Source organism: Halomonas sp. hl-4 (assembly GCF_900215475.1).
Classification (GTDB): domain Bacteria; phylum Pseudomonadota; class Gammaproteobacteria; order Pseudomonadales; family Halomonadaceae; genus Vreelandella.
Genome location: NZ_LT907845.1, coordinates 4036061 through 4058155, shown reverse-complemented (window position 1 = coordinate 4058155; position 22095 = coordinate 4036061). Strand labels below are relative to the sequence as shown.

General features: G+C 52.7%; 22 protein-coding genes, 2 tRNA genes and 1 pseudogene. 9 read left to right on the top strand and 16 right to left on the bottom strand.

Features of this window, described 5'->3' with window-relative positions:
- Positions 1–265: 265 nt before the first annotated feature.
- From CPH17_RS18985 to sdhC, 4 genes are read right to left on the bottom strand one after another with little or no spacing between them, the layout of a single operon-like run.
- Complete coding sequence (locus CPH17_RS18985) at positions 266–976, bottom strand: succinate dehydrogenase iron-sulfur subunit (protein ID WP_074395787.1); 711 nt, start codon at positions 974–976, stop codon at positions 266–268.
- A 24-nt stretch (positions 977–1000) separates the two neighbouring features.
- Positions 1001–2773: a succinate dehydrogenase flavoprotein subunit gene (gene sdhA, locus CPH17_RS18980; RefSeq protein WP_074395786.1), complete on the bottom strand. Its 1773-nt coding sequence runs from the start codon at positions 2771–2773 to the stop codon at positions 1001–1003.
- A 3-nt stretch (positions 2774–2776) separates the two neighbouring features.
- Positions 2777–3124 (bottom strand): succinate dehydrogenase, hydrophobic membrane anchor protein, encoded by a 348-nt coding sequence (sdhD, locus tag CPH17_RS18975; RefSeq protein ID WP_074395785.1) that lies wholly within the window; start codon positions 3122–3124, stop codon positions 2777–2779.
- Complete coding sequence (sdhC, locus tag CPH17_RS18970; protein ID WP_074395784.1) at positions 3118–3495, bottom strand: succinate dehydrogenase, cytochrome b556 subunit; 378 nt, start codon at positions 3493–3495, stop codon at positions 3118–3120. The genes sdhD and sdhC overlap by 7 nt, the downstream gene beginning before the upstream one ends.
- Before the next feature lie 487 nt (positions 3496–3982).
- Between sdhC and gltA the strand changes: the two genes are divergently transcribed.
- Together gltA and CPH17_RS18960 are read left to right on the top strand one after the other, a co-directional pair.
- Positions 3983–5269, top strand: a complete 1287-nt coding sequence (gene gltA / locus CPH17_RS18965; RefSeq protein ID WP_074395783.1) for a citrate synthase — start codon at positions 3983–3985, stop codon at positions 5267–5269.
- A 102-nt stretch (positions 5270–5371) separates the two neighbouring features.
- Positions 5372–6253, top strand: a complete 882-nt coding sequence (locus tag CPH17_RS18960; RefSeq protein ID WP_096300818.1) for an NAD(P)-dependent oxidoreductase — start codon at positions 5372–5374, stop codon at positions 6251–6253.
- Positions 6254–6638: 385 nt separating this feature from the next.
- Here the strand turns inward: CPH17_RS18960 and CPH17_RS18955 are convergent.
- The 3 genes from CPH17_RS18955 to gltX all read right to left on the bottom strand — a co-directional run bounded on the left by CPH17_RS18955 (position 6639) and on the right by gltX (position 8408).
- Positions 6639–6714 (bottom strand) — tRNA-Glu (locus CPH17_RS18955).
- 37 nt (positions 6715–6751) lie between these two features.
- Positions 6752–6827 (bottom strand) — tRNA-Ala (locus tag CPH17_RS18950).
- 102 nt (positions 6828–6929) lie between these two features.
- Positions 6930–8408 carry a glutamate--tRNA ligase gene (gltX, locus tag CPH17_RS18945; RefSeq protein ID WP_074395781.1) on the bottom strand — a complete coding sequence of 493 codons (1479 nt, stop codon included), beginning with the start codon at positions 8406–8408 and terminating at the stop codon, positions 6930–6932.
- A 278-nt stretch (positions 8409–8686) separates the two neighbouring features.
- Here gltX and CPH17_RS18940 point away from each other — a divergent pair, with 278 nt between their 5' ends.
- Entirely contained in the window at positions 8687–9211 is a 525-nt protein-coding gene (locus CPH17_RS18940; RefSeq protein WP_074395780.1) for a helix-turn-helix domain-containing protein, read from the top strand.
- A gap of 10 nt (positions 9212–9221) precedes the next feature.
- On the opposite strand, the gene CPH17_RS18935 is transcribed toward CPH17_RS18940, so the two are convergent.
- Both CPH17_RS18935 and CPH17_RS20430 read right to left on the bottom strand, forming a co-directional pair.
- A complete protein-coding gene (locus CPH17_RS18935) occupies positions 9222–9830 on the bottom strand; it encodes a hypothetical protein (protein WP_096300817.1) in 609 nt (202 codons plus the stop codon).
- A 356-nt stretch (positions 9831–10186) separates the two neighbouring features.
- Positions 10187–10321 carry a hypothetical protein gene (locus tag CPH17_RS20430; protein ID WP_269449428.1) on the bottom strand — a complete coding sequence of 45 codons (135 nt, stop codon included), beginning with the start codon at positions 10319–10321 and terminating at the stop codon, positions 10187–10189.
- A gap of 98 nt (positions 10322–10419) precedes the next feature.
- On the opposite strand from CPH17_RS20430, the pseudogene CPH17_RS20330 reads away from it, so the two are divergent.
- The 3 genes and pseudogenes from CPH17_RS20330 to CPH17_RS20540 form a co-directional block, all read left to right on the top strand.
- Positions 10420–10569 (top strand): annotated as a pseudogene (locus CPH17_RS20330) (transposase); the annotation flags it as partial.
- Positions 10497–11540: an IS3 family transposase gene (locus CPH17_RS18930; protein ID WP_074394834.1), complete on the top strand. Its 1044-nt coding sequence runs from the start codon at positions 10497–10499 to the stop codon at positions 11538–11540. The pseudogene CPH17_RS20330 and the gene CPH17_RS18930, both read left to right, overlap by 73 nt.
- 213 nt (positions 11541–11753) lie before the next feature.
- Positions 11754–11966, top strand: coding sequence for a DUF4113 domain-containing protein (locus CPH17_RS20540; protein ID WP_074395778.1), 213 nt, complete (start codon positions 11754–11756; stop codon positions 11964–11966).
- Between the two features lie 105 nt (positions 11967–12071).
- Here CPH17_RS20540 and CPH17_RS18920 read toward each other — a convergent pair whose 3' ends face one another.
- The 4 genes from CPH17_RS18920 to CPH17_RS20020 all read right to left on the bottom strand — a co-directional run bounded on the left by CPH17_RS18920 (position 12072) and on the right by CPH17_RS20020 (position 15740).
- Entirely contained in the window at positions 12072–12761 is a 690-nt protein-coding gene (locus CPH17_RS18920; protein ID WP_074395777.1) for a hypothetical protein, read from the bottom strand.
- A gap of 26 nt (positions 12762–12787) precedes the next feature.
- Complete coding sequence (locus CPH17_RS18915) at positions 12788–13537, bottom strand: hypothetical protein (protein ID WP_096300815.1); 750 nt, start codon at positions 13535–13537, stop codon at positions 12788–12790.
- Between the two features lie 1257 nt (positions 13538–14794).
- Positions 14795–15406, bottom strand: a complete 612-nt coding sequence (locus CPH17_RS18910; protein WP_074395775.1) for a hypothetical protein — start codon at positions 15404–15406, stop codon at positions 14795–14797.
- An 85-nt stretch (positions 15407–15491) separates the two neighbouring features.
- On the bottom strand, positions 15492–15740 hold the full coding sequence (locus CPH17_RS20020; protein ID WP_156524098.1) for a hypothetical protein: 249 nt from the start codon (positions 15738–15740) through the stop codon (positions 15492–15494).
- Between CPH17_RS20020 and CPH17_RS18905 the strand changes: the two genes are divergently transcribed.
- Both CPH17_RS18905 and dusA read left to right on the top strand, forming a co-directional pair.
- Positions 15729–16058 carry a hypothetical protein gene (locus tag CPH17_RS18905; RefSeq protein ID WP_074395774.1) on the top strand — a complete coding sequence of 110 codons (330 nt, stop codon included), beginning with the start codon at positions 15729–15731 and terminating at the stop codon, positions 16056–16058. The genes CPH17_RS20020 and CPH17_RS18905 overlap by 12 nt on opposite strands.
- 697 nt (positions 16059–16755) lie before the next feature.
- Positions 16756–17814, top strand: coding sequence for a tRNA dihydrouridine(20/20a) synthase DusA (gene dusA / locus CPH17_RS18900; RefSeq protein ID WP_074398445.1), 1059 nt, complete (start codon positions 16756–16758; stop codon positions 17812–17814).
- Between the two features lie 40 nt (positions 17815–17854).
- Here dusA and CPH17_RS18895 read toward each other — a convergent pair whose 3' ends face one another.
- On the bottom strand, positions 17855–19309 hold the full coding sequence (locus CPH17_RS18895) for a catalase (RefSeq protein WP_074395773.1): 1455 nt from the start codon (positions 19307–19309) through the stop codon (positions 17855–17857).
- Positions 19310–19499: 190 nt separating this feature from the next.
- Positions 19500–20531, bottom strand: coding sequence for a succinylglutamate desuccinylase/aspartoacylase family protein (locus tag CPH17_RS18890; RefSeq protein ID WP_096300814.1), 1032 nt, complete (start codon positions 20529–20531; stop codon positions 19500–19502).
- Positions 20532–20723: 192 nt separating this feature from the next.
- On the opposite strand from CPH17_RS18890, the gene CPH17_RS18885 reads away from it, so the two are divergent.
- Positions 20724–21362, top strand: a complete 639-nt coding sequence (locus tag CPH17_RS18885) for a TetR family transcriptional regulator (protein ID WP_096300813.1) — start codon at positions 20724–20726, stop codon at positions 21360–21362.
- Between the two features lie 3 nt (positions 21363–21365).
- Here the strand turns inward: CPH17_RS18885 and CPH17_RS18880 are convergent, their stop codons facing one another.
- Complete coding sequence (locus tag CPH17_RS18880; protein ID WP_096300812.1) at positions 21366–22037, bottom strand: hypothetical protein; 672 nt, start codon at positions 22035–22037, stop codon at positions 21366–21368.
- Positions 22038–22095 lie beyond the last annotated feature (58 nt).

The following is a 22095-nucleotide window of genomic DNA, read 5'->3' as shown; positions in this document are numbered from 1 at the left end:
AACGGTATTGCCCTGCCGGCGGGGCGGGACATTTGCCGGCGGCACCGACCAATGGCCGGAAACCCTTTTCAATTCAATTTCTTATCAGCTCATGCTCAAAAGCCGGTACTCGCGGCACCGGCTTTTAAACTTGACTGGTCAGTGGTGCGACGCGACGCCGCACCACATGACAGGCCCTATGATAACAAGCGAAGCGCCACGATTTAAGTGGCATTGATGCACAACTTAAGTGGTATTCGCTTTTTATGCATAAAAACCCCTTCTTTTACGTGGCATCCGCCAACAGCATTTCACGGATTTTGCCAATCGCCCGCGTGGGGTTGAGTCCTTTCGGACAAACCGCCACGCAGTTCATGATGCCGCGGCAACGGAACACGGAAAACGGATCTTCCAGATCGGTCAAACGCTCGCTGGTGGCCGTATCACGCGAATCCGCCAGGAAACGATACGACTGCAGCAGACCGGCCGGGCCAACAAACTTGTCCGGGTTCCACCAGAACGACGGGCACGAAGTTGAACAGCAGGCGCACAGAATACACTCATACAAGCCATCCAGCTTGTCGCGCTCTTCTGGCGACTGCAGGCGCTCAATCGCCGGTGCCGGGGTGTCGTTCTGCAGGTACGGCTGAATACGCTCGTACTGCTTATAGAACAGCCCCATATCGACGACCATATCGCGAATGACCGGCAGGCCAGGCAGCGGGCGCAGCGTCAGCTTGTTGCCTTTCACAACATCTGACAGCGGCGTAATGCATGCCAGGCCGTTCTTACCGTTCATGTTCATGCCGTCGGAACCGCAAACCCCTTCGCGGCAGCTGCGACGGAATGCCAGCCCGCTGTCCTGCTCCTTCATCATGTGAAGAACATCCAGCACCATTACATCACGGCCTTTGGTATCGACCTGAAACTCCTGCATATAAGGTGCGGAGTCGGTTTCCGGGTTATAGCGGTATACGGATACCTGAAGATTGGACATGGTGACTCCCTCTCATTACAGAGATTAGTAGGTACGAACCTTAGGCTCGAAGGTATCAACGGTTTTCGGCTTGAAGTTAACGTCTCGCTGCTTCAGCTCTTTGGTGGCCGGGAAGTAGAGCGAGTGCTTCAACCAGTTGACATCATCACGGTCAGGATAGTCGTAGCGCGAGTGAGCACCACGGCTTTCTTTACGTTCGAGGGCCGCGATCGCCGTCGCTTCGGCCACTTCCATCAGGTTGTCGAGTTCCAAGGCTTCAACACGTGCGGTGTTAAAGGCGTTGGACTTGTCCGGCAGGTGGGCGTTCGCAATACGGCTGCGCAGCTCCTCCAGCTTCTTGACACCTTCCTGCATGTTTTCCTCTTCACGGAATACACCGAAAGACGTCTGCATGATGTCTTGAAGCTCTGCCTTAAGCGCAGGAATGCTTTCGCCGCCTTCGGACTCGTTCCAGCGGGTAATACGCTTCATGGCGAATTCGACGTCCGACTCGGAAGCGTCGAGGTACTCGATACCTTCGTTCAGCGCGCCTTCGATAAACATACCCGCGGCACGGCCGAAGACCACCAGATCAAGCAGCGAGTTACCGCCCAGACGGTTGGCCCCGTGAACCGATACGCACGCCGCTTCACCGCAGGCGTAGAGGCCGTTGACGATGTGGTCTTTACCGCTGTCATCTTGAGTGATCGCCTGACCATGAATGTTGGTCGGGATACCGCCCATCATGTAGTGGCAGGTCGGCACGACCGGAATCGGGTCTTTGGCCGGGTCGACATGCGCGAAGGTCTTGGAAAGTTCAACAATACCGGGCAGGCGCTTGCCAAGGACTTCTTCGCCCAGGTGATCAAGCTTCAGGAAGACGTGATCGCCCTTCTCGCCGCAGCCACGGCCTTCGAGAATTTCCATAACCATGGAACGCGCAACCACGTCGCGACCGGCCAGGTCTTTAGCGTTCGGTGCATAACGCTCCATGAAGCGCTCGCCGTCCTTATTGATCAGGTAGCCGCCTTCACCACGGCAACCCTCGGTGACCAGCGTGCCCGCGCCATAAATACCGGTCGGGTGGAACTGCCACATTTCCATGTCCTGCATCGGGAAGCCAGCGCGCAGCGCCATACCGATACCGTCGCCGGTGTTGATCAGGGCGTTGGTGGTCGAGGCGTAGATACGACCCGCGCCGCCGGTGGCCAGCACCGTGGCTTTCGATTTCACGTGAACCACTTCACCGGTCTCGATGCACATGGCAATACAGCCCACTACATCGCCTTCGGCATTCTTGACCAGGTCCACTGCGTACCACTCGTTCAAGAACGTCGTGTTGTTCTTGAGGTTGTTCTGGTACAGCGTATGCAGCAGCGCATGGCCGGTACGGTCGGCCGCAGCACAAGTACGTGCCGCCTGGCCGCCTTCGCCGAAGTTTTTCGACTGGCCACCGAACGGGCGCTGGTAAATGCGGCCGTTGTCAAAACGTGAGAATGGCAGGCCCATGTGCTCAAGCTCGAAGACCGCTTTCGGGCCTTCAGAACACATGTACTCCGAGGCATCCTGGTCAGCGATATAGTCACCGCCCTTGACGGTGTCATACATATGCCAACGCCAGTCATCTTCTGGGTCTGCCGAGGCAATGGCACAGGTGATACCGCCCTGGGCTGACACAGTGTGGGAGCGCGTCGGGAACACTTTCGATAATACGGCTGTCTTTTTACCGGATTTCGCAAGCTCTAGAGCAGCGCGCAGGCCAGAGCCACCGCCACCGACGATAATGGCGTCAAAGGTCAGGCTACGTAGGTTAGACATGTATCAAGCTCCCCACAGAATTTGAATGCCCCACACCAGATACACAAAGATGGCCAGAATGATGAAAGACTGGGCACCAACGCGAACGTAGGTGGATTTAAGGTAATCGGTCGTCACGGTCCACAGGCCGATCCAGGCGTGCGCTGCCACAGAAATAAAGGCCAGCAAAGAGAATATGCGCATCCAGGTTTGGTCGAACAGCGCGCTCCAGGCGTAATAATCCAGATCAGGATTAAATAGCAGGTAGGCCACCATAAAGACGGTGTAAAGGGCCAGCACCACTGCAGAAACACGCTGCATCAGCCAGTCGGATAGGCCACTACGGCCAAAGCTTGTGATGTTGGTTACCATACCCAGACTCCTGCCAAAATAATCAGAATCGCGCTTGCCACCACGGTGATTTGCGCTTTTTTAACACCACCCTCAAGCGTTACACCTATGTTTACATCCATCAGCAGGTGCTTGATACCCGCGACGAAATGAAACGCCAGCGCCGACAGCAGGCCCCACGCCACAAACTTTGCAAAGAAGTTATTGGCCAGGGCACTGCTCACGGCATCAAAGCCTGCCGGTGAAGACAGCGATTTACCTAGCGCCCAAAAAGCGAAAATGAGGCCAACAAACAGGATGACACCTGTGATGCGGTGTGCGATCGACGTTAATGCCGGAAGGGGAAAGTGTATCGTCGTTAGGTCTAAATTTACGGGTCGTTTGCTATTCACGGCTTATACACACTCTTATTGGCCCGCTCTGCGACAGGTCGGGCGAAGCCCGAGCGGGCAGTGATTACTGGAAGGGGCTCGGCCGTTGCCAAGTCAGGCACGACCACCTGCCTGCCGGTCGCGCGCCGAAGATTATAAGAAGCTTAGCCCCTGCTGACAAACCGAACTAAGGTTTTACTCGACCATTGTGCTAGAAAAAACCCCATCTTGTGAGTCGATTTTGCATCGCAGCATGGTTATAGTGTCGATAACCAGCACGTTCGTAAGCAGGTTAACGTATTAACCCTAACGACACTATTAGCTGCGCAAAGCGGCACCTCAACCATGGACAAACATCAACCAAGATAACAAGCATCGTACAAGCATACCTAGCGGTAGGGCTAATTGACAAAATGACGCACGCTTCTATAGTGGGCAGGCCTTTTCGCCGGCGCGGTATGCGCAACACCGACTTTACGTCCCAACCCGAACTCGAAAGGAGGCCAGCATGGCTGACAGGAAAGCAACATTAACGGTAGACGGTCTAGACAAAACGATCGAACTGCCGATGTACTCCGGCTCACTTGGCCCCGACGTTATCGACGTACGCGGCTTAGGTGCCGAAGGCCTGTTCACCTACGACCCCGGCTTTATGGCCACCTCTTCGTGCCAATCTGCCATTACCTATATTGATGGCGGCAAGGGCGTGTTGCTGCACCGCGGCTACCCCATTGATCAACTGGCCAAAGAGTCTAATTTCGTTGAGGTTTGCTATACCCTGCTATTTGGTGAGCTACCCAACGACGAGCAGTACGCGGATTTTGAATCGCGGATTCGCAACCACACCATGGTTCACGACCAAATCAACAACTTCTTCAAAGGGTTCCGCCGCGATGCGCACCCGATGTCGATTCTGTGCGGCGTGGTAGGTGGCCTTGCGGCGTTCTACCATGACCACATGGACATCACCAAAGAAGAAGACCGCGTGATCAGCGCGATTCGCCTGATCGCCAAGATGCCGACCATCGCGGCAATGTCGCACAAATATAATGTGGGCCAGCCGTTCAACTACCCGCGCAACGACCTGAGCTATGCAGAGAACTTCCTCTACATGATGTTCAGCAACCCGTGCGAGGAGTACAAAATCAACCCGGTGTACGCCAAGGCCATGGATCGCATCTTTATGCTGCATGCGGATCACGAGCAGAACGCGTCCACATCTACCGTGCGCCTGGCGGGCTCAACCGGTGCCAACCCGTTCGCCTGTATCAGCGCGGGCATTGCCGCCCTCTGGGGCCCAGCACACGGCGGCGCCAACGAAGCCGTTCTGGCGATGCTCGACGAAATCGGTGAAGACTCCGAAGAGAACATCCAGCGCTTTATCGACAAGGCCAAGGATAAAGACGACCCGTTCAAGCTGATGGGCTTCGGTCACCGCGTGTATCGCAACTTCGATCCGCGCGCCAAGGTTATGAAAGAAACCTGCGACGAAGTTCTCAACGAACTGGGCATGGCCAACGATCCACAGCTTAAAATCGCCAAGCGCCTGGAACAGATTGCCCTTGAAGACGAATACTTCATCGAGCGCAAGCTGTACCCGAATGTTGATTTCTATTCAGGTATTATCTTGAAGGCTATGGGCGTCCCAACCAATATGTTCACCGTGATTTTTGCGGTATCACGCACTATTGGTTGGATTTCTCACTGGCACGAAATGCTCAGCGAAAGCTACAAAATCGGTCGCCCTCGCCAGCTTTACATTGGCCACGACCAACGCGACTACCCGACTAAATAAGTCGCGCTTCGCACGGTGAAACGAGCATCTAAAGGCCGCCTCTGGGTGGCCTTTTGCGTTTTTGCCATTGCCACTTTAAAACACGACAACGTCAGGTGATGTATGACTACGATTAAGACCGTCGCATTTATCGGCTTAGGTGTTATGGGCTACCCCATGGCGGGCCATCTTGCCAAGCAAGGCCTTGCCACCCGGGTTTACAACCGAACCGCCAGCAAGGCTGACGCCTGGGTAAACGAATATGGCGGAAGCGCTCACGCCACGCCTCGCGAAGCCGCTGCAGGCGCTGACCTTGTATTGGTGTGCGTTGGCAATGATAACGATGTAAGAGAAGTGACAACCGGGGAAAACGGCGTGCTTCACACCATGGGCAGCGGCAGCTTCCTGGTGGATCACACCACCGCCTCGGCTGACCTTGCTCTGGAACTCGATGCCGCCTGCCGCAAGCAAGACATCGCCTTTATTGACGCGCCCGTCTCCGGCGGCCAACAGGGTGCAGAAAACGGCGCCCTCACCATTATGTGCGGCGGCCAGCAAGCGCACTTCGATACGGTAGCACCGACTCTTGATCACTATGCCCGTGCCGTGACGCTGATGGGCAGCGCCAGCAGTGGGCAGCTAACCAAAATGGTCAACCAGATCTGCATTGCAGGGTTAGTACAGGGGCTGGCTGAAGGCCTGCATTTTGCCGAACAGGCTGGACTCGATCAACAACAGGTGATCGACGTGGTATCCAAAGGGGCTGCTGGTTCATGGCAAATGGAAAATCGTCATAAAACGATGATTGCCGATGAATATCAACACGGCTTTGCAGTGGACTGGATGCGCAAGGATCTTGCTATCTGTTTAGCCCAGGCACGTCACTTCGACGCCACTCTTCCAGTCACTGCACTGGTAGATCAGTTTTACGCCGATGTGCAGCGTCTTGGTGGCGGCCGATGGGATACCTCATCGCTACTAAAACGTCTGCGCAAAGCGCAATAGATGCTTGACTTTCCACCTACCTTTTTACCCCGACAGGGTTTTCCACACTATCTGTGGATAACCCTGTTCACAACCACTAGAAAACGTCCCACAATCGCCATGATCAGTGGGGAAGACTTAAATTGGTCATTTTTTAACCTAATATAACCTGTTGTTTTTAAAGAGATAATGGCAAAACAATAGGTTAGAGACAAAAGCCCGCGGGGTTGTGCACAACCTGTCTCACAAAAGCGTAAAAGTGGACAAGTCAAGTACAAAATATGCTAAATCGGCGTATTTTCAGCATATAATGAGGGTTGTAAAACGAGCAGACACCGTTGCTGCAAAGCACATAAAATGAGCTTTATAACGCAGGCAAAAAGGAAGGGGTGATACGAAAAAATGATGGCGTCCCATAGGGGGTTCGAACCCCTGTTACCGCCGTGAAAGGGCGGTGTCCTAGACCACTAGACGAATGGGACGTTTCATACGCGCTTCGCGTTATGACGAAGTCAATAATGGTGGAGCCTAGCGGGATCGAACCGCTGACCTCAACACTGCCAGTGTTGCGCTCTCCCAGCTGAGCTAAGGCCCCACTTGTCGCGAAGACGGGCGTATATTACTGATTACGCTCGCCTTCGTCAACCAGGAAAACGCCCAAATTTTATCGCTGCTTTGTTGGGCGGTTTACCTACCGTCAGAGTACACGGAACTCTTTTTCAAAGCGCTTCGCCTGCTTCTTGGAAACGCCGCCCAGCACCTCAATTGCATGGCGCAACCTGGCACGAGTAACGTCTGAGCCTAGAATCGCCATCGCATCCATCACTGAGGTACTGGTACTACTTCCGGTAATCGCGATAAACACGGGTGCCAGGAACGCCTTCATTTTTAAATCAAAGTGTGCAGCCAGTATTTTCACTTCTTCGAGCAACGCCTCTTTGTGCCACGCTGGCACCGCCTCAAAACGCCAGACCAGGAATTGCAATAGTTTCACCAAGTCGTCTTTTTCAAGCTTGACGCTGTCGAAGTCCTGCTCTTTCAGTTCGGGCAACCCGGAGAAGAAATGCCCCGCTAATGGCGTCGCCTGAGCAAGCGTTTCGATACGGGGGCGAATCTGCGGCAGAATCTGCTTTACGTAGTCCTCATTAAAGGCCCACTCACGCAATGCCTTCAATAACCCGTCATCATCCAGATCTTCACGGATATAAACTCCGTTCAACCAGGTCAGCTTTTCCAGATCGAACACCGGCCCGCCCAGCGAAACGCGCTGAACATCGAACGCTGCCATCATTTCTGAAAGACTGAATTTTTCGCGCTCGTCGGGCATCGACCAACCCATACGGCCCAGGTAGTTGGTTACCGCCTGGGGCAAGAAACCCATGCGGCGATAATAATTAATCGACGTCGGATTTTTACGCTTTGACAGCTTCGACTTATCCGGGTTGCGCAACAGCGGCATATGGCAAAGCTGCGGCATGTCCCAACCAAAATACTCGTAAAGCAACTGGTGCTTGGGCGCGGAATTGATCCACTCCTCCCCCCGCAGCACATGGGTAATGCCCATCAGATGATCATCGACCACGTTGGCCAGATGATAGGTGGGCATGCCGTCAGATTTCAGCAAAATCTGAGCGTCGACCTGCGCCCATTCCACTTCAATGCGGCCACGCAGCATGTCGCTCACTACACACACGCCATCAATGGGTACCTTCATGCGTACCACATAGGGCCAGTTTTCCTGGGCACGGCGCGTTGCTTCAGCTTCATCCAGGGCCAAGTCAGCCGGCTTTAGCGCCAGCTGCATACCCGCAGCTTTGCGTGCTTCACGCAACTCATCCAGTTCCTCGCTGGTGCGATAGCATTTGAACGCATGTCCGGCATCCAGTAGTTGCTGAGCGTATTGCGCATAAATATCGCCACGCTCGCTTTGCCGATACGGACCGTGCGGGCCACCCACATCGGGGCCTTCATCCCACTCAAGGCCCAACCAGCGCAGCGAATCAAGAATCATCTGCTCCGACTCGGGCGTAGAGCGCACGCGGTCGGTGTCTTCGATACGCAGGATAAATTGGCCGCCGTGCTGACGCGCGAAGCATAGATTGAACAGCGCAATATACGCGGTACCAACGTGGGGATCTCCCGTTGGCGATGGCGCAATACGGGTACGTACGGTCATGGGAACGTCCTTTTGGCAATAAAGCGTGGCGATATTATACGCACCCTAAGGTTAACCAGCACCATCACCTAGGGAACGACTTCCGTGGGAAAGCGTCACAAGTCAGTTAAATCACCGTTGTCTGGCAACGGATGCGCGTTATTGCACAATCGCTTAATATATCGTAAAGCTGACTATGTGAATTCAAGTCTCATTTTCAGGTGAGAGCATTTTTTTAACGCCATCGTTTTGATGGACAATTTTTAACGAGCGACCTTGCTCAACAACAGGATAACGAAATGGAATCGCTAGGCTCACGTATCAAGCAACTGCGGCTTCGGGCCAAGCTCAACAAAGCTGCCCTTGCACGTAAAGTTGGCGTATCAGATGTCACCATTTCTTATTGGGAGTCTGGGGCGATTAAGCAAATTGGCCACGAGCGGTTAGTGGCGTTGGCTGAAGCCTTGGACTGCTCACTGGCCACGTTACTTGAGGGCGACAGCGCCCCACTTCTGCTGACTCTTAGCCATGAAGGCCCGCTCCCCTGGGAGCAAGTGCAGTCAACGGCAATGACTGTACCCGAACATTTACCGCTTAAGGCCAACTGGAAAGCCCCCTGCATGATGGTCACGCCAGGACCTGAGACTGATTTTGCGCCTGCAAAGCCAGGCGATTTATTGCTGCTCGGCCCCACCCATGTATTTCATAAAGCAGGCCTTTACCTGGTAGAGCAAGACGGCAAACTGCAGCTTAAACAGTTAAGCAAAGCGACAAGCGAAGCCACAATCCAAGCGGTATTGTTAGCCCACTGGCGTTCAGCCTAGCGGGTGCCTTTCAAGGCGTTTGGAGTAACTCCGCGTTACCCCGTGACTGCCTAGGTTCATTGCCCACCATAAAGCGTGTGGTGTAGACGGCAATCTGACCTAGGCCGTGGCGGGATTGAGTGACCAACTCACCTGCCAGATATTCACCTTTTTCACCAATGCGTTGCTGTACAGATTCAGGCTGAACGGTGGCTTCGGACAGCTCCACGCTGACGCTATAGCCCCCGTCTGGCAAACCACTGCCGGGGCCAAACGGCCCTGCGACAAACTGCCCCTGCTGTATATCGACTCGCTCCCGCCAGCGAACACGACTGAGCTCACGCTCGACAATGACTTGCACCTGAGCACCATCAGGCAGGTTGCTCTCGCCCTCGACCTGCAAGCGACGGTCCGAACCGATCGACGCCGACACCAGGATACGCACGTCTAGCGGCTCTTTCTCTTCAGCGGCTTCGCGTTGCTCTTGCGCCTCACGGCTTGCTGCTTCCTCCTGCTCGGCCGCGGCATTTTCCGTCTCACGGGGCTGCTCCTCGGAATCGCTGCAGCCGACAAGCAGCGTCATGGTGGATAACGCAATGCCAACTATTATTAGCAAAAACCCTGTTTTCAACTTATGCATATCCGCTCCTCGACCACCATAGCCGCCAGCTTATCACTCCCCCGCCCCATGCACAGTGAAATAAGCCGCTGATTAAGGAAAGGATTGCTGTTCCCTACAGTGCCAACCTCACTCAGACGTCATCGCTCAGCTAAGCCGCCAAAAGCCCCACACCAATGCCACCCCTTGGCGAACGACAGAGGGTATCCATACGCTAAATCATAGGGAACATGGCCAAACATAAGGTGTACAGGTGAAGATGGGAGGTGCGAGGAGAAATCTACGGGCTTAAACGTTCATGTCATCCGCCCTTCCCCGGCCAACCGATGGCCAGGAAAGAGGTTTCTTTGGGCATTTGCTATCGATATTTCAACAATTTATAGACGAGCCTCTAGCCATTTCTTCACATCCAACTGTTGGCGTGTATCACTCGGCAGCTCATCACGAATTAATAGCTCGCCCTTATGTAGCGCAGTGATGGGCGCTGACGCCGAAAGGACCGTATTCAACATATAAAGCACTTCGTAACCCTGCTGGCGGTTACGACATCACCCCCTGATTGAGTAGCGCTACACTTTAGAGTCCGATCCTATGGGTAAGGAGATTGGACATGAAGAAGCGTTTCAGCGAAGAACAGATCATTGGTTTCCTGGGCGAAGCCGAAGCGGGGCTGTCCATCAAAGAGCTATGCCGTCGGCACGGTTTCTCAGAAGCCAGTTACTATCTATGGCGGAGCAAGTTTGGCGGCATGAGCGTCCCCGATGCCAAGCGACTCAAAGAACTCGAAGCCGAAAATGGACGCTTGAAAAAGCTGCTCGCAGAGTCGCTACTGGAAATGGAGGTCACTCGCGAGGCGCTGAGAAAAAAGTGGTGAGCGCCCCGGCACGCCGAGACGTGGTGCGCTTTATGGTGTCACGTGGCCTGAGTGAGCGCAGAGCGCTCCGTGTCATTCGTATGAGTGCCAGTGCATTGCGCTACCAGCCGGCCCCTGACCGCAATGAGACATTGCGTGAACGCATTGTTGCCTTGGCACACCGGCATCGCCGCTATGGCGCTGGCATGATCTACCTGAAGCTGCGTCAGGCCGGAGAACCGGTCAATCACAAGCGTGTTGAGCGTCTGTATGCGGAAGCTCGCTTGCAGGTGAAGCGTCGCAAGCGCAAGAAGGTTCCCATGTCTGAGCGAAAGCCACTTGGTCGCCCTGGGGCTGCCAATCAGGTCTGGTCAATGGATTTTGTGTTTGACCGGACGGCAGACGGACGAGTGATAAAGAGCCTCACGGTTGTCGATGACGCCACCCATGAAGCCGTGGCGATCGTGCCTGAACGTGCCATTAGCGGACTGTTTTTAACACGTATTCTGGATCACCTGGCCCTACAACGTGGCCTACCGAGCGCCATTCGTACGGATAATGGAAAGGAGTTCTGTGGGCGTGCCATGCTGTCATGGGCGCATCTACGTGGCGTTGCCCTGTTTTTAATCGAACCTGGAAAACCCAACCAAAACGCCTACATCGAATCGTTCAATGGGCGCTTTCGAGATGAATGCCTAAATGAGCATTGGTTCACCAGCCTTCAACACGCCCAGGCTGTCATCGAGGCATGGCGGCGGGAGTACAACGAAGAAAGACCGAAGAAGAGTCTTGGAGGGCTGACACCGTCAGCCTATGCCGAGCAACTGGTGGTAAAACACGATAAAGTTATTTCTGACTCTAAACCCGGGTGCTACTGAAGATGGGGTGACGTCGCAGGTATAGTGATCCAGGCTTAAGTTCGTCCTCGTGAAATTAGCCATTGAGCACCTCTTTTCATCCAGTGAGATTGCCCCTGATATCAGGGGCCGTTGCCGCATCCTTCTGGCGAGTAGGTAATCATCCCGCGTCTTTCAAAGCGACACCCCCAGCGTTGCAAAAAGTGTCATTTATGCTTGCAGCGAAGCAGCCTGATGGATACCCGAGAAGAACGCCAGCTCGGGTACAAGCTCATGGCCACCATGGATACGCTGAACGAGAAGATGGGAAAGGAAGCGGTTAGACTGGGGATATCGGAAAAGAACGGCCCCTGGCACCTACGGTGTGCCCACCGCAGCCCGTGTTATACGACGCGTTGGGATAAGTTGATGCGAGCGTATATGGATGAGGGGGCGGCAAAAAAATAGAAATGTAAGTAAGAAATTGGCTTAACCAGGCCATTTATGCTCACTACCTATGTGTCATAACACTATGAAAATCTAAACCAAATGAGACATATAAAAAATTAACCATCACCTGTAAGAATGATGAGTGATATTTTCTATATTTCCATTAGGAATAGCCACCACCTTGCTTTTATCTCTGACCGTAACAAATGAGAACTCGCCCAGTCTGCCTAAAAGCCAATGATAACATTCGTCACAATCTTTAACTTTCACATATCGCACCTTACCCAAATTTGAATCATGAATTCTTAAACCCTCCCAAACAGGTACAGATATGGAAAAGCTCACACCTGATATTATTACAAATATTGAGACATAAGCGTATAATCTGTTTGTAAAAAAATTAGCTATTTCACCTTTACTTGCTAATGAAGATGAGAAATAATGCACGGCAACTGCATTGGATAACAAAATATACCTCCACAACCATTTATACTCATATGGCAAATGTAAAGATGCAACCACACTTAGTGACATAGTAAATATTAAAAATATCAAATACCACTTTAAAGACAGAAGCGACCTACCTTGAAATAATTCAAATTTATAAAAAAACGCCACTCCCAAAATAACAAATGCTGTGAAATATAATGAAAACTCGCCTGAAGAAAATATAACGTCTTGAATTGCAACATAATCAAAAAAATCGACACCTAAGACCTTCCAAAAAAAATACAAATAAATCACAGAAAAAATCTGTAACAGTATAAAATACGCTGCAAACGCTTCAAATATAAACTTTAACTTTTCATTCATTACGCCCTCTCAAAAAAACATAACATCTAATCGCCTATATTAAGGCCTATAGATCTTGCAAACTTTCCCATATTCTCAATGAGCGACGTTGTCACATTGGCAGCTTCAGCCACTTTAATATAAGCATGCAACATATCATTTAGCTTTGCATGGAAATCACTGAACTTACTCTTATCAAGCTCAGTTGTGTGTAACCCTACTCGCCCACCAAGCGTCGATACTGCTTCTTCGATACCATCCAAGCCATGCAGCTCATAGCGAGATAGTGCTTTTTTTATTCTTATAACATCACCGCAAAGTTTTAGTCGCAAATCACGAGGCAAATCGCTATGCAAAATATTACCAAACAACTCTTCTGCAGCTTCCCTTAGCTTCAATAGGTACTCGTCACCTGCTCTCTTTTCACTTTTATCTACCAGACTATTATAAAGAGCCTTGCCCATATTCAATGAAAGAAGCACACCCTCGTCTATCTTAGCATGGTAAGAGTTCCATTTTTCATTCGTCAAAAAAGTAAAAGCAAGAGCCTTTAACTTTTCAAATTCTTTTTCATATAGATCCCGTGTCACTTGATCCTGAACTAAAACCCCTAAAGTGTTTTCAACGTATTGCACAAGACTATAAAACTCTACAGAGTGCTCATAAATCTCAACTCTATCTGAGTAATCAAAATCGAGAACCTTACCCCATACCCGCTTTGTAGGAAAAGTTCGATTGCAACCCTTAGCATCGGTAATAATTCTATTCAATCTGGCAATTGGAGAAAAATCTTCCATCTACTAAAGCTCCGTAGCTTATTTATTAACGGCCTCAAAACCACAAAGCTGCCTTTATGGTTATGCAGTCACACAACCCGCCCAATCCGAATCTCACACCGCCCCAAAATCTCCACATTGTGCATATCCTGAGGCTTGATCATTTCCGGCTGGTAGTGATCTTTGTCGCTGATCAGGTACAGTACAGTACAGCGCACCGCCCGCCAGGCGCTGTACTCGTTTGATCTGCCGCTCGCCGCACAGCATTTCATTAACTTAATTAACAAACCCTAACCCATGCTCAGCGCTAACACCATCATCCCGAAGTCAATTTATCCACGGATGACCAACGATCTGCGGCGCTCGAGCTGCGCTCCGACTCCCGCAGACTGTTGGTCTGGGCTGAGGGGCCTTTTTTGCGTACAATTGCTCGCCATTAAACGCCCTGCGCGAATACGCTGGGTGTGCTGCCCTTTCGTTCCGTCGTCGCCACACTCTGATGAGTGCCGTTAATTCGGTGATGACAAATAGGATGGGTATTTAAACGCTTTTCATACCGCATCGATATGATGCAAGTGATTGATATGACAAATCAAAGCCCCGCTAACGTAGCTCGCCGGTTTTCTGTGGCCCCGATGATTGATTAGAACGAAACCCCGCCGTTACGCCTCTCGTACAGAACAAGTACCAAAATTGTGCCAACTAAATCAGGCTTTTTGCTCTGTTTGCCTTCCTTGGTAAATACACACATGACGCGTGTGCGTGCGCATCATGCGAGAAGGGTACGTCAGAATGTTTGGTGGTCTCGGAAAAAGGTAATAAAGGTAACCAAACTCGAAAATATGGCATAAACTACTGAAATTAATAAATTTAAAACAGTCGTTCAAAAGGTGATCAATAGGTAACCACATTACCTTTTTATAAGGTGAAATGATCAATTATTAAAATAATTAATTATCAACAGCTTACGGGAAAATTACCTTTTAGAGGCAATCTATATATCGTTTTAAATCATTTAGTTGCGTTAAAAAAACAACCAAATCACCTAACTTACCTTTTTCCGACGCTTCCCATACTTCTCAGAGCAACCCAGTCTGCCTGAGTCACGACCATCCGCTTTGTGAAGAAATTCGCAGGATTCCGCATGAGAACGAGCCCAGGCGATCAAGTCGTGAACCCTAGTTCCGGCGCAGCTTTGCGGCATGTGCATGGGTGCATAAAAACAAACAGGTTTAGCGCGCAGGCGGGGAGTCGACGGCGCGCCGTGGGCTGAAAGTGCTAGGAATCTGTTGGGTTGAGCTCCTCATATAGTTTCAATGCTTTGGACTCAATTTCTAAAGCCATTATAAGCCCCCAGCCCATATAGCCCAAAAAACCACCAAAGACAGTCACAGCTATTCCAATGCTACCAGTGGAAAAGACCTTAATGCCCTTCTCAACGCCTACTTTTAATATTTCATCTCCACCTGCTAAATACACCTGCGAAACAGTCCCAATCATAAGCACAAACCCAGATAACACAGAGGCCATACCTAACATTAAAAATGTCAGCCCAAGCATCAAAGCAATTAGCACACGCTTAGAGCTGCCGTGATTGAACCATCGGCTAAGCCTAATATTATGAGTATTGAAGTCGCAGCTCACTGCTACTGAAGTCCGCCCAAAGACGTTAAATGCCTCACGCGGGCCCCAGTTACTATATGCGAGACGTGCGAGAAATTTAGCTGAAGCAGGTTTCTTATAAGCTTTGAAAAAAGCAGCTTCCAATCGAAGCTGCCTAGCTGGGCTTTTTTCATTAGCCTCATAATAGTCAAGCGCTTCCCAAAGCTCATCGAGATTACGCTGACGACTGAAGAACTGTGAAATCAAAGTCAGAATAAGCGCCTGCATGGGCAAACTCCTTAATCGTGAACATAAGAAACCGCCCTCATTGGAGCGGTTTTTGTAAGTAAACTGGCTGAAGCCTAACGGTTGCCTAGCGGTTGGTGATGATCAGCTCGCCGCGGGGCTCGGTTGCCTGCTGGCCTACAGTGTACCTAATTTGTGTGGTGTGATGGGTTAAGCCTTGGAAGGTGTCGCGCATTTCGGGGGTGTCATTGACGCTGATCACGAACTGCCCCTGCCCTGTTCGGGCCAGCTCGCCCATGCGGTAATACTCCTTGATCGGGAAGTCATCGTCATAGCCAGCGGCACCCCAATACGGCGGGTCAAGATGATAAAACAAAGTCCCTTCCCGATCGTAGCGATTGATGCACTCTGCCCAGTCCAGTTGCTCAACCAGGGTGCGCGCCAGGCGCAGGTGGGCAGCGTTGAGATCTTCTTCAATGCGCAGCAGGTTCATGCGTGGTGGGGATACCGCAGATGTGCCAAACGACTGGCCGCTGACCTTGCCGCCGAAGGCCAGCTCTTCACCGTGGAAAGCGGATCGCTAACCACCAGCGACAACGCCCGACTCGCAAGCGAAGCCGAGGTCAACTCACAGAACTACAAATCAGAAAACAACGATATCGAATGGCTGGCGACGAAAGTGGTGCGCCAGTAAATAATGGTGCGTTTGGCACACAATGTGTCATCGGATCCTATTCAGATTTACCAGGCCCTCGCAGTCCGCATTCTACACCTCCACAATGAAGGTCAATGATACGCAGCAGAACGTAAGGAAATAGCGGAAGGATATGTGGGCATGGCCACATATCCTTCATGGAAAAAAGCAGTAGAGTAGGGCCCATAATGAAAAGCCTCAGTCTTGAGGGACAGAGGCTTAATTACATCAGGCGTTGGCGCGCCTTCAACACAGGGTTATTGCATGGCACATCGTAGACCAGGCAGGGCCTATGTCCAATGGCTCTGGTTAAAGTTCGATTTCCCCGCGTCTCCATTCATTCGGTTCAGCCTAGGATCCTTGATCCTTTTGCTGGGTCTGGGGGCTTTCTTCCAGCTCGGTCAGCCTGTTCTACTGGCACTACTGCAGTAGCATAGTGGCAACATGTACTACTCAACTGACATACGCCAGGACGATTGCCCCTTCTCGCAATACTTGCCGCTGGTGGCTCTGGGCTGAGGGGCCTTTTTTGCGTACAATTGCTCGCCATTAAACGCCCTGCGCGAATACGCTGGGTGTACTGCCCTTTCGTTCCGTCGTCGCCACACTCTGATGAGTGCCGTTAATTCGGTGATGAGAAATAGGATGGGTATTTAAACGCTTTTCATACCGCATCAATATGATGCAAGTGATTGATATGACGAACGTTAACCCAGCAGACGCTGGACGCCGGTTTTCGGTTGCACCCATGATGGACTGGACCACACGCGACTACAGAGCGTTCGCGCGCACCTTAACCACGCGTGCGTTGCTGTATACCGAGATGGTGACAACCGGTGCTATCTTGCATGGCTCGCCGCGTGCGCGCTTTCTGGGCTTTGATGAGGTTGAGCACCCGATTGCGTTGCAGCTTGGCGGCAGCGATGCCGTTGAGCTTGCCGAGTGCGCGGCGATTGCCGAGGCGTGGGGCTATGACGAGGTCAATCTGAACGTCGGCTGCCCGAGCGATCGGGTGCAGAACAATATGATCGGCGCCTGCTTGATGGGCTACCCGGAGAAGGTCGCCGCGGCGGTCAAGGCCATGCAGGCGGGGGTGTCGATCCCGGTGACCGTTAAATGCCGTATCGGCATCGATGACCAGGATGAAGACGCTGACTTGGCACGCTTTATTGATATTGTGGCGGATGCGGGCTGCCAGACGTTTACCGTTCACGCGCGTAAAGCGTGGCTGCAAGGCTTATCACCCAAGGAAAACCGCGATGTCCCCCCGCTTAATTATCCCCGCGTGCATCGCCTGAAGCAGCAGCATCCAGAACTGCGCATCGGCATTAACGGCGGCATTAAAACGCTGGCAGAATGCCAGGCGCAGCTTGAACACGTGGATAGCGTCATGGTGGGCCGTGAAGCCTACCAGAACCCGTGGCTGCTGGCGGGCGTGGACGAGCAGCTGTTCGGCACGCCGGGACCTGCCGCCAGCCGTATGGACGCTGCACGCGCGTTTCGCCCCTATATCCAGAAGCGGTTAGACGAAGGCGCCAAGCTCAACCACATCACGCGCCATTTACTGGGGCTGTTTCAAGGCTGCCCGGGCGGGCGGCGTTTCCGTCGGCATCTGTCGGAACACGCCCATAAAGACGGCGCGGGGTTACGCCTGTTTGACGAAGCGCTGAGTCTGGTACGCGAGCCAGCTAACCCGTCAGTAAGCTACGCATCAGACGCACACACCTCAGACGCAAAACAGCCCGCCACCGCTTAACGATGACGGGCTGTGCTTAGTCCACGGCCGGAGTGATGACTTACTGCCCGCGCACGCCTTGTTCGATGCGCCTGCCAATGTCCGGGTCGACGTTGCGCCAGTATTCGAACGCACGCACCAGGACCGGCTCGGTGACGCCACCGGAAAGGTGGCCCACCACGTTGTTTACCAACCGCTCTCGCTCTGCATCGTCCATTACCTCACGGACCAGCGCGCCCGGTTGGCTCCAGTCATCATCGTCGGGGCGTAGCGTGTAAGCCGCACGAACAAACTGACCATCCGTCGACCAAACGGCATCTTCCGGATAGCGCTGCGAGTCAGGTACCGGGCCGCCTTTGCTGTTCGGCGTATACACCGGATCGGTCGAATGACGAATACGCATGGCGCCACCCTGCGCATAGCTATTAACAGGGCTCTTGGGCGTATTCACCGGTATATGCTTATAGTTTACTCCTAACCGGGCACGGTGCGCGTCGGCGTAGGAGATTGAGCGCGCCAAAAGCATTTTGTCCGGCGAGAGGCCGGTTCCCGGCACCATGTTGTTGGGTTCGAACGCGGCCTGTTCGATCTGGCTGTGAAAATCCGTCGGGTTCTCATTAAGCGTTAGCTTGCCGACCTCAATCATCGGGTAGTCGTCGTGGGGCCACACCTTGGTCAGATCAAAGGGGTTGATGCGGTAGGTTTTGGCGTCGTCGAACGGCATGATTTGCATCTTCAGCGTCCAGGTCGGGTAATCACCCCGTTTGATCGCCTCGAACAGATCACGACGGTGATAGTCCGCATCAGTACCGGCCATTTCATCTGCCTGTTCCTGGGTCATGCATTTGATGCCCTGATCGGTCTTGAAGTGATACTTCACCCAGAAGCGCTCGCCTTGTGCATTGACCCACATGTAAGTATGGCTTGAGTAGCCGTTCATGTGCCGCCAGGTGGCCGGAATGCCCCGGTCGCCCATTAGCCATGTCACCTGGTGAGCGGATTCAGGCGAAAGCGTCCAGAAATCCCACTGCATATCGTGGTCGCGCAAGCCATTGTCAGCACGACGCTTTTGCGAGTGGATAAAGTGCTGAAACTTCATCGGGTCGCGGACAAAGAACACGGGGGTATTGTTACCCACCATGTCAAAGTTGCCCTCTTCGGTGTAAAACTTCACGGCGAAACCGCGTGGATCACGCCACGTATCTGGGCTGCCGCTTTCCCCGGCTACGGTTGAAAAGCGAATCAACACATCGGTTTTGGCGCCTTTCTGCAAGAAGTTGGCTTTGGTGTATTGGCTGACGTCATGGGTTACCTCAAAATGGCCAAACGCGCCGCTACCCTTGGCATGGGGCTGACGGTCGGGAATCATTTCTCGGTTAAACGCCGCCATCTGCTCCATCAAATAGTGGTCGTGCATGACGATTGGGCCATCTTGACCCACCGTGAGCGAATGCTCATCGCTTGCAACCGGGTTGCCTGCTTCGGTCGTTGTATAGTTGGGCTTGTCGCCTGCCATCGTTAGTTCTCCCTTCATTCGAGGTGGCGCGGTCACCACCCAGCCACCGTCTATGCTGCCAATCGTCGGCGGCTGGCTAGTTGGCTGCGTTAGTCACGTCATCAGTTATAGTTAAAGAACGGCCTTCCCGCCATCCGTGGCCGAAGGGCGCTAACTATTACAACGATAGTTTTTGGTTATCAACAACCATTCAGTAAAGCGAATCGGGCGGCGGTGTGAGGCTCGAATGAAAGCTTTCTATCGCCGTTTCAGCTTCTTCTATGGCATCAAAACGGGCAATGTGAAAAAGGGCTTCGCCTTCATTTGCCAATGGCAAACGACTCATGCCGATCACAATGCCATCGGCTATCGCACGAACGTCGTCTTCATCGTTGCCAAACGGGTCTGCGACCTTGCCCAACACTTCGCCTTTTGCCACCCGCGCACCCAAACGGACTTTAGGCCGCAAAATGCCGTCGATCGGCGCCCGCGCCCAGCTTGAACCATTGGCCACTTCCGCCGGCGCTGGGGACCGCCGGCGCTGCTCACCGCTGAGCATGCCCAAGCGACGCATCACTCGCAGCACGCCGCGAACCCCCGGTGCAATCGCCCACTCATCAAAGCGCAGCGCTTCACCGGCTTCATACGTCAGCACGGGAATGCCGCGACTTTGCGCATAGTGGCGCAGGCTGCCTTCGCGCAGCTCAGCGTTGAGCACTACTGGCGCACCAAAAGCATCGGCCATACGCTCGGTTTCACTGCCCGGGCTAAGCTGGGCGCGAATTTGCGGCAGGTTAGTGCGGTGAATTGCCCCGGTGTGCAGATCAATAATATGCGTCGCGTGATCAACAATTTCTTCACGGAACAAGGCGGCAATACGCCCGCCCAAGGAGCCGGATTCGCTACCCGGGAAGCAGCGATTCAAATCACGCCGGTCGGGTAAATAGCGGGTTTGCTGCAAAAAAGCGAACACATTGACCACTGGCACGGCAATCAACGTTCCTCTCAGGCTGGTAATCGCTTTTGCGCGTAAGACGCGGCGCACGATTTCCACGCCGTTGATTTCGTCGCCATGAATCCCACCGCACACCAGCATCACCGGGCCGCTCCTTCGTCCGTGAACCACCTCGACGGGAATATGCAGCGGCGTGTGGGTATACAGGCGTGCGACCGGCACGTCGATTTGTAATCGTTTACCGGGCGCAATGGTATGCCCAGCTAATTGAAATGAGGCTCGAGCCATGGTGGTTTGTCTCGCATTACGGGCATTTAAAAACAGCGTTTCTTACACTTCTTTATACCCGCGTCGCACAAAAATAACAGCCCCCAAAGCAAGTTAGGCACTTCAATGCGTTTCCATACACAAATGAATGTAAAATAATTGCCAAATCAGATAAAATCTGTACACAAATACTGTTACCGAGGTTGTGTTTCCATGGCGAGAAAAACAAAGGCTGAAGCAGCGGCCACGCGCGAGGCGCTACTCGATGCTGCTGAAGATATGTTTATGGAACACGGCGTCGCGCGGACCTCGCTTGAGCAAATCGCTCGCCATGCTGGCATGACGCGCGGCGCAGTTTACTGGCACTTTAAAAATAAGGGCGATATTTTTCGCGCTATGCTTGAGCGGGTACGTATGCCGTTTCAGGACTTAGTAGACGAGATTGAAGCCTTGGAACACGACGTTTCATCTTTAGAGGCGATTCGGCTTGCCTGCCTGCAAGGCCTACAGCGCTTTGAGCAGCACCCTCGCTCACGCCGAGTGCATGCAATTTTGATTCATCGCTGTGAATTTTTCAGCGACATCGACCCTATCGCCATGCAGCAGGAATTTGCTGATGAATGCCGCGACTCACTTTACCAACACCTGCTGATCTCAAAACAACAACACATGCTCGCTGAGAATCTATCGCCCGAGGTCGCGACCGACATACTGCAGGCAATGCTAGCCGGCCTGTTTCATGAATGGATTAGAGACCCTTCGCGCTTTTCGATCTATGAACGGGGAGCGCCGCTGGTTAACCAACTGATTGGCATGATGCGCCGTTCAGCCGCCGCCAGCAGCACAAGCTAGGTGTTAATGATGGGCTAAAGGCCCAGCAGACCCAGACTTTCCTCTTAGCATACGCAGCCGCGTACGGGTCTCGATAAACGACTCTTGCGCGACACTGCGGAAAGCATCTTCTTTAGGCAGATATTTGACCAGCACGCGGTATTCTCCCGCGTTTTCTAAGCTGTCATGCTTGCCCAACAGCCGCACCTCGCAAGAGGGGTCATCGGTGAGAATGGCACGCCCTGGTTGCCCATCGCTGGCTACTTGGGTCACCTGTACGCACTCGCCTAACAAGCTACGACGGGCATTGTGGCGATGAAACCATGGCCCTACCTGCCGACACAGGCTTTCCGCGATGGGAGAGGCCAGGGCAAAGCTTGCCCACAATAAAACCACCCCGATGGGGATGATAAACAGCCCTACCGACAGCCAGCGTAATACCAGCAACTCTACGGCTAGGGTAATACTGCCCGCCAGCACAATCAGCCAACTCAAGGCGACAGTGGTTGGCACCCCCACAAACCCTAGCGCGACCAAAGCGCTCGCCAAATGATCATCGCGCAAACTGTCTTTCTCGAACAGCTCGACAGGCGCTAACCGTAGCAGGACCAATAGCCAATAAAGCCCAACTAGCGGTAGCAATAAGCTAAACAGGATAAACGGAAAACTAACCAACAGCTGGCGTACGGTATCCATATCGCATCCCTCCTACGCTTAGGCTCAGTATAGTGAGCCTTGTCCTTTCAGCGTAGCC

Excerpts from the sequence above, each read along its gene's own strand:
- CPH17_RS18985 (WP_074395787.1), bottom strand. The coding sequence starts at position 976 with ATGTCCAATCTTCAGGTATCCGTATACCGCTATAACCCGGAAACCGAC.
- sdhA (WP_074395786.1), bottom strand. The coding sequence starts at position 2,773 with ATGTCTAACCTACGTAGCCTGACCTTTGACGCCATTATCGTCGGTGGC.
- sdhD (WP_074395785.1), bottom strand. The coding sequence starts at position 3,124 with ATGGTAACCAACATCACAAGCTTTGGCCGTAGTGGCCTATCCGACTGG.
- gltA (WP_074395783.1), top strand. The coding sequence starts at position 3,983 with ATGGCTGACAGGAAAGCAACATTAACGGTAGACGGTCTAGACAAAACG.
- CPH17_RS18960 (WP_096300818.1), top strand. The coding sequence starts at position 5,372 with ATGACTACGATTAAGACCGTCGCATTTATCGGCTTAGGTGTTATGGGC.
- gltX (WP_074395781.1), bottom strand. The coding sequence starts at position 8,408 with ATGACCGTACGTACCCGTATTGCGCCATCGCCAACGGGAGATCCCCAC.
- CPH17_RS18940 (WP_074395780.1), top strand. The coding sequence starts at position 8,687 with ATGGAATCGCTAGGCTCACGTATCAAGCAACTGCGGCTTCGGGCCAAG.
- CPH17_RS18935 (WP_096300817.1), bottom strand. The coding sequence starts at position 9,830 with ATGCATAAGTTGAAAACAGGGTTTTTGCTAATAATAGTTGGCATTGCG.
- CPH17_RS20430 (WP_269449428.1), bottom strand. The coding sequence starts at position 10,321 with ATGTTGAATACGGTCCTTTCGGCGTCAGCGCCCATCACTGCGCTACAT.
- CPH17_RS18930 (WP_074394834.1), top strand. The coding sequence starts at position 10,497 with ATGCCGTCGGCACGGTTTCTCAGAAGCCAGTTACTATCTATGGCGGAG.
- CPH17_RS20540 (WP_074395778.1), top strand. The coding sequence starts at position 11,754 with ATGGATACCCGAGAAGAACGCCAGCTCGGGTACAAGCTCATGGCCACC.
- CPH17_RS18920 (WP_074395777.1), bottom strand. The coding sequence starts at position 12,761 with ATGAATGAAAAGTTAAAGTTTATATTTGAAGCGTTTGCAGCGTATTTT.
- CPH17_RS18915 (WP_096300815.1), bottom strand. The coding sequence starts at position 13,537 with ATGGAAGATTTTTCTCCAATTGCCAGATTGAATAGAATTATTACCGAT.
- CPH17_RS18910 (WP_074395775.1), bottom strand. The coding sequence starts at position 15,406 with ATGCAGGCGCTTATTCTGACTTTGATTTCACAGTTCTTCAGTCGTCAG.
- CPH17_RS18905 (WP_074395774.1), top strand. The coding sequence starts at position 15,729 with ATGATAAAACAAAGTCCCTTCCCGATCGTAGCGATTGATGCACTCTGC.
- dusA (WP_074398445.1), top strand. The coding sequence starts at position 16,756 with ATGACGAACGTTAACCCAGCAGACGCTGGACGCCGGTTTTCGGTTGCA.
- CPH17_RS18895 (WP_074395773.1), bottom strand. The coding sequence starts at position 19,309 with ATGGCAGGCGACAAGCCCAACTATACAACGACCGAAGCAGGCAACCCG.
- CPH17_RS18890 (WP_096300814.1), bottom strand. The coding sequence starts at position 20,531 with ATGGCTCGAGCCTCATTTCAATTAGCTGGGCATACCATTGCGCCCGGT.
- CPH17_RS18885 (WP_096300813.1), top strand. The coding sequence starts at position 20,724 with ATGGCGAGAAAAACAAAGGCTGAAGCAGCGGCCACGCGCGAGGCGCTA.
- CPH17_RS18880 (WP_096300812.1), bottom strand. The coding sequence starts at position 22,037 with ATGGATACCGTACGCCAGCTGTTGGTTAGTTTTCCGTTTATCCTGTTT.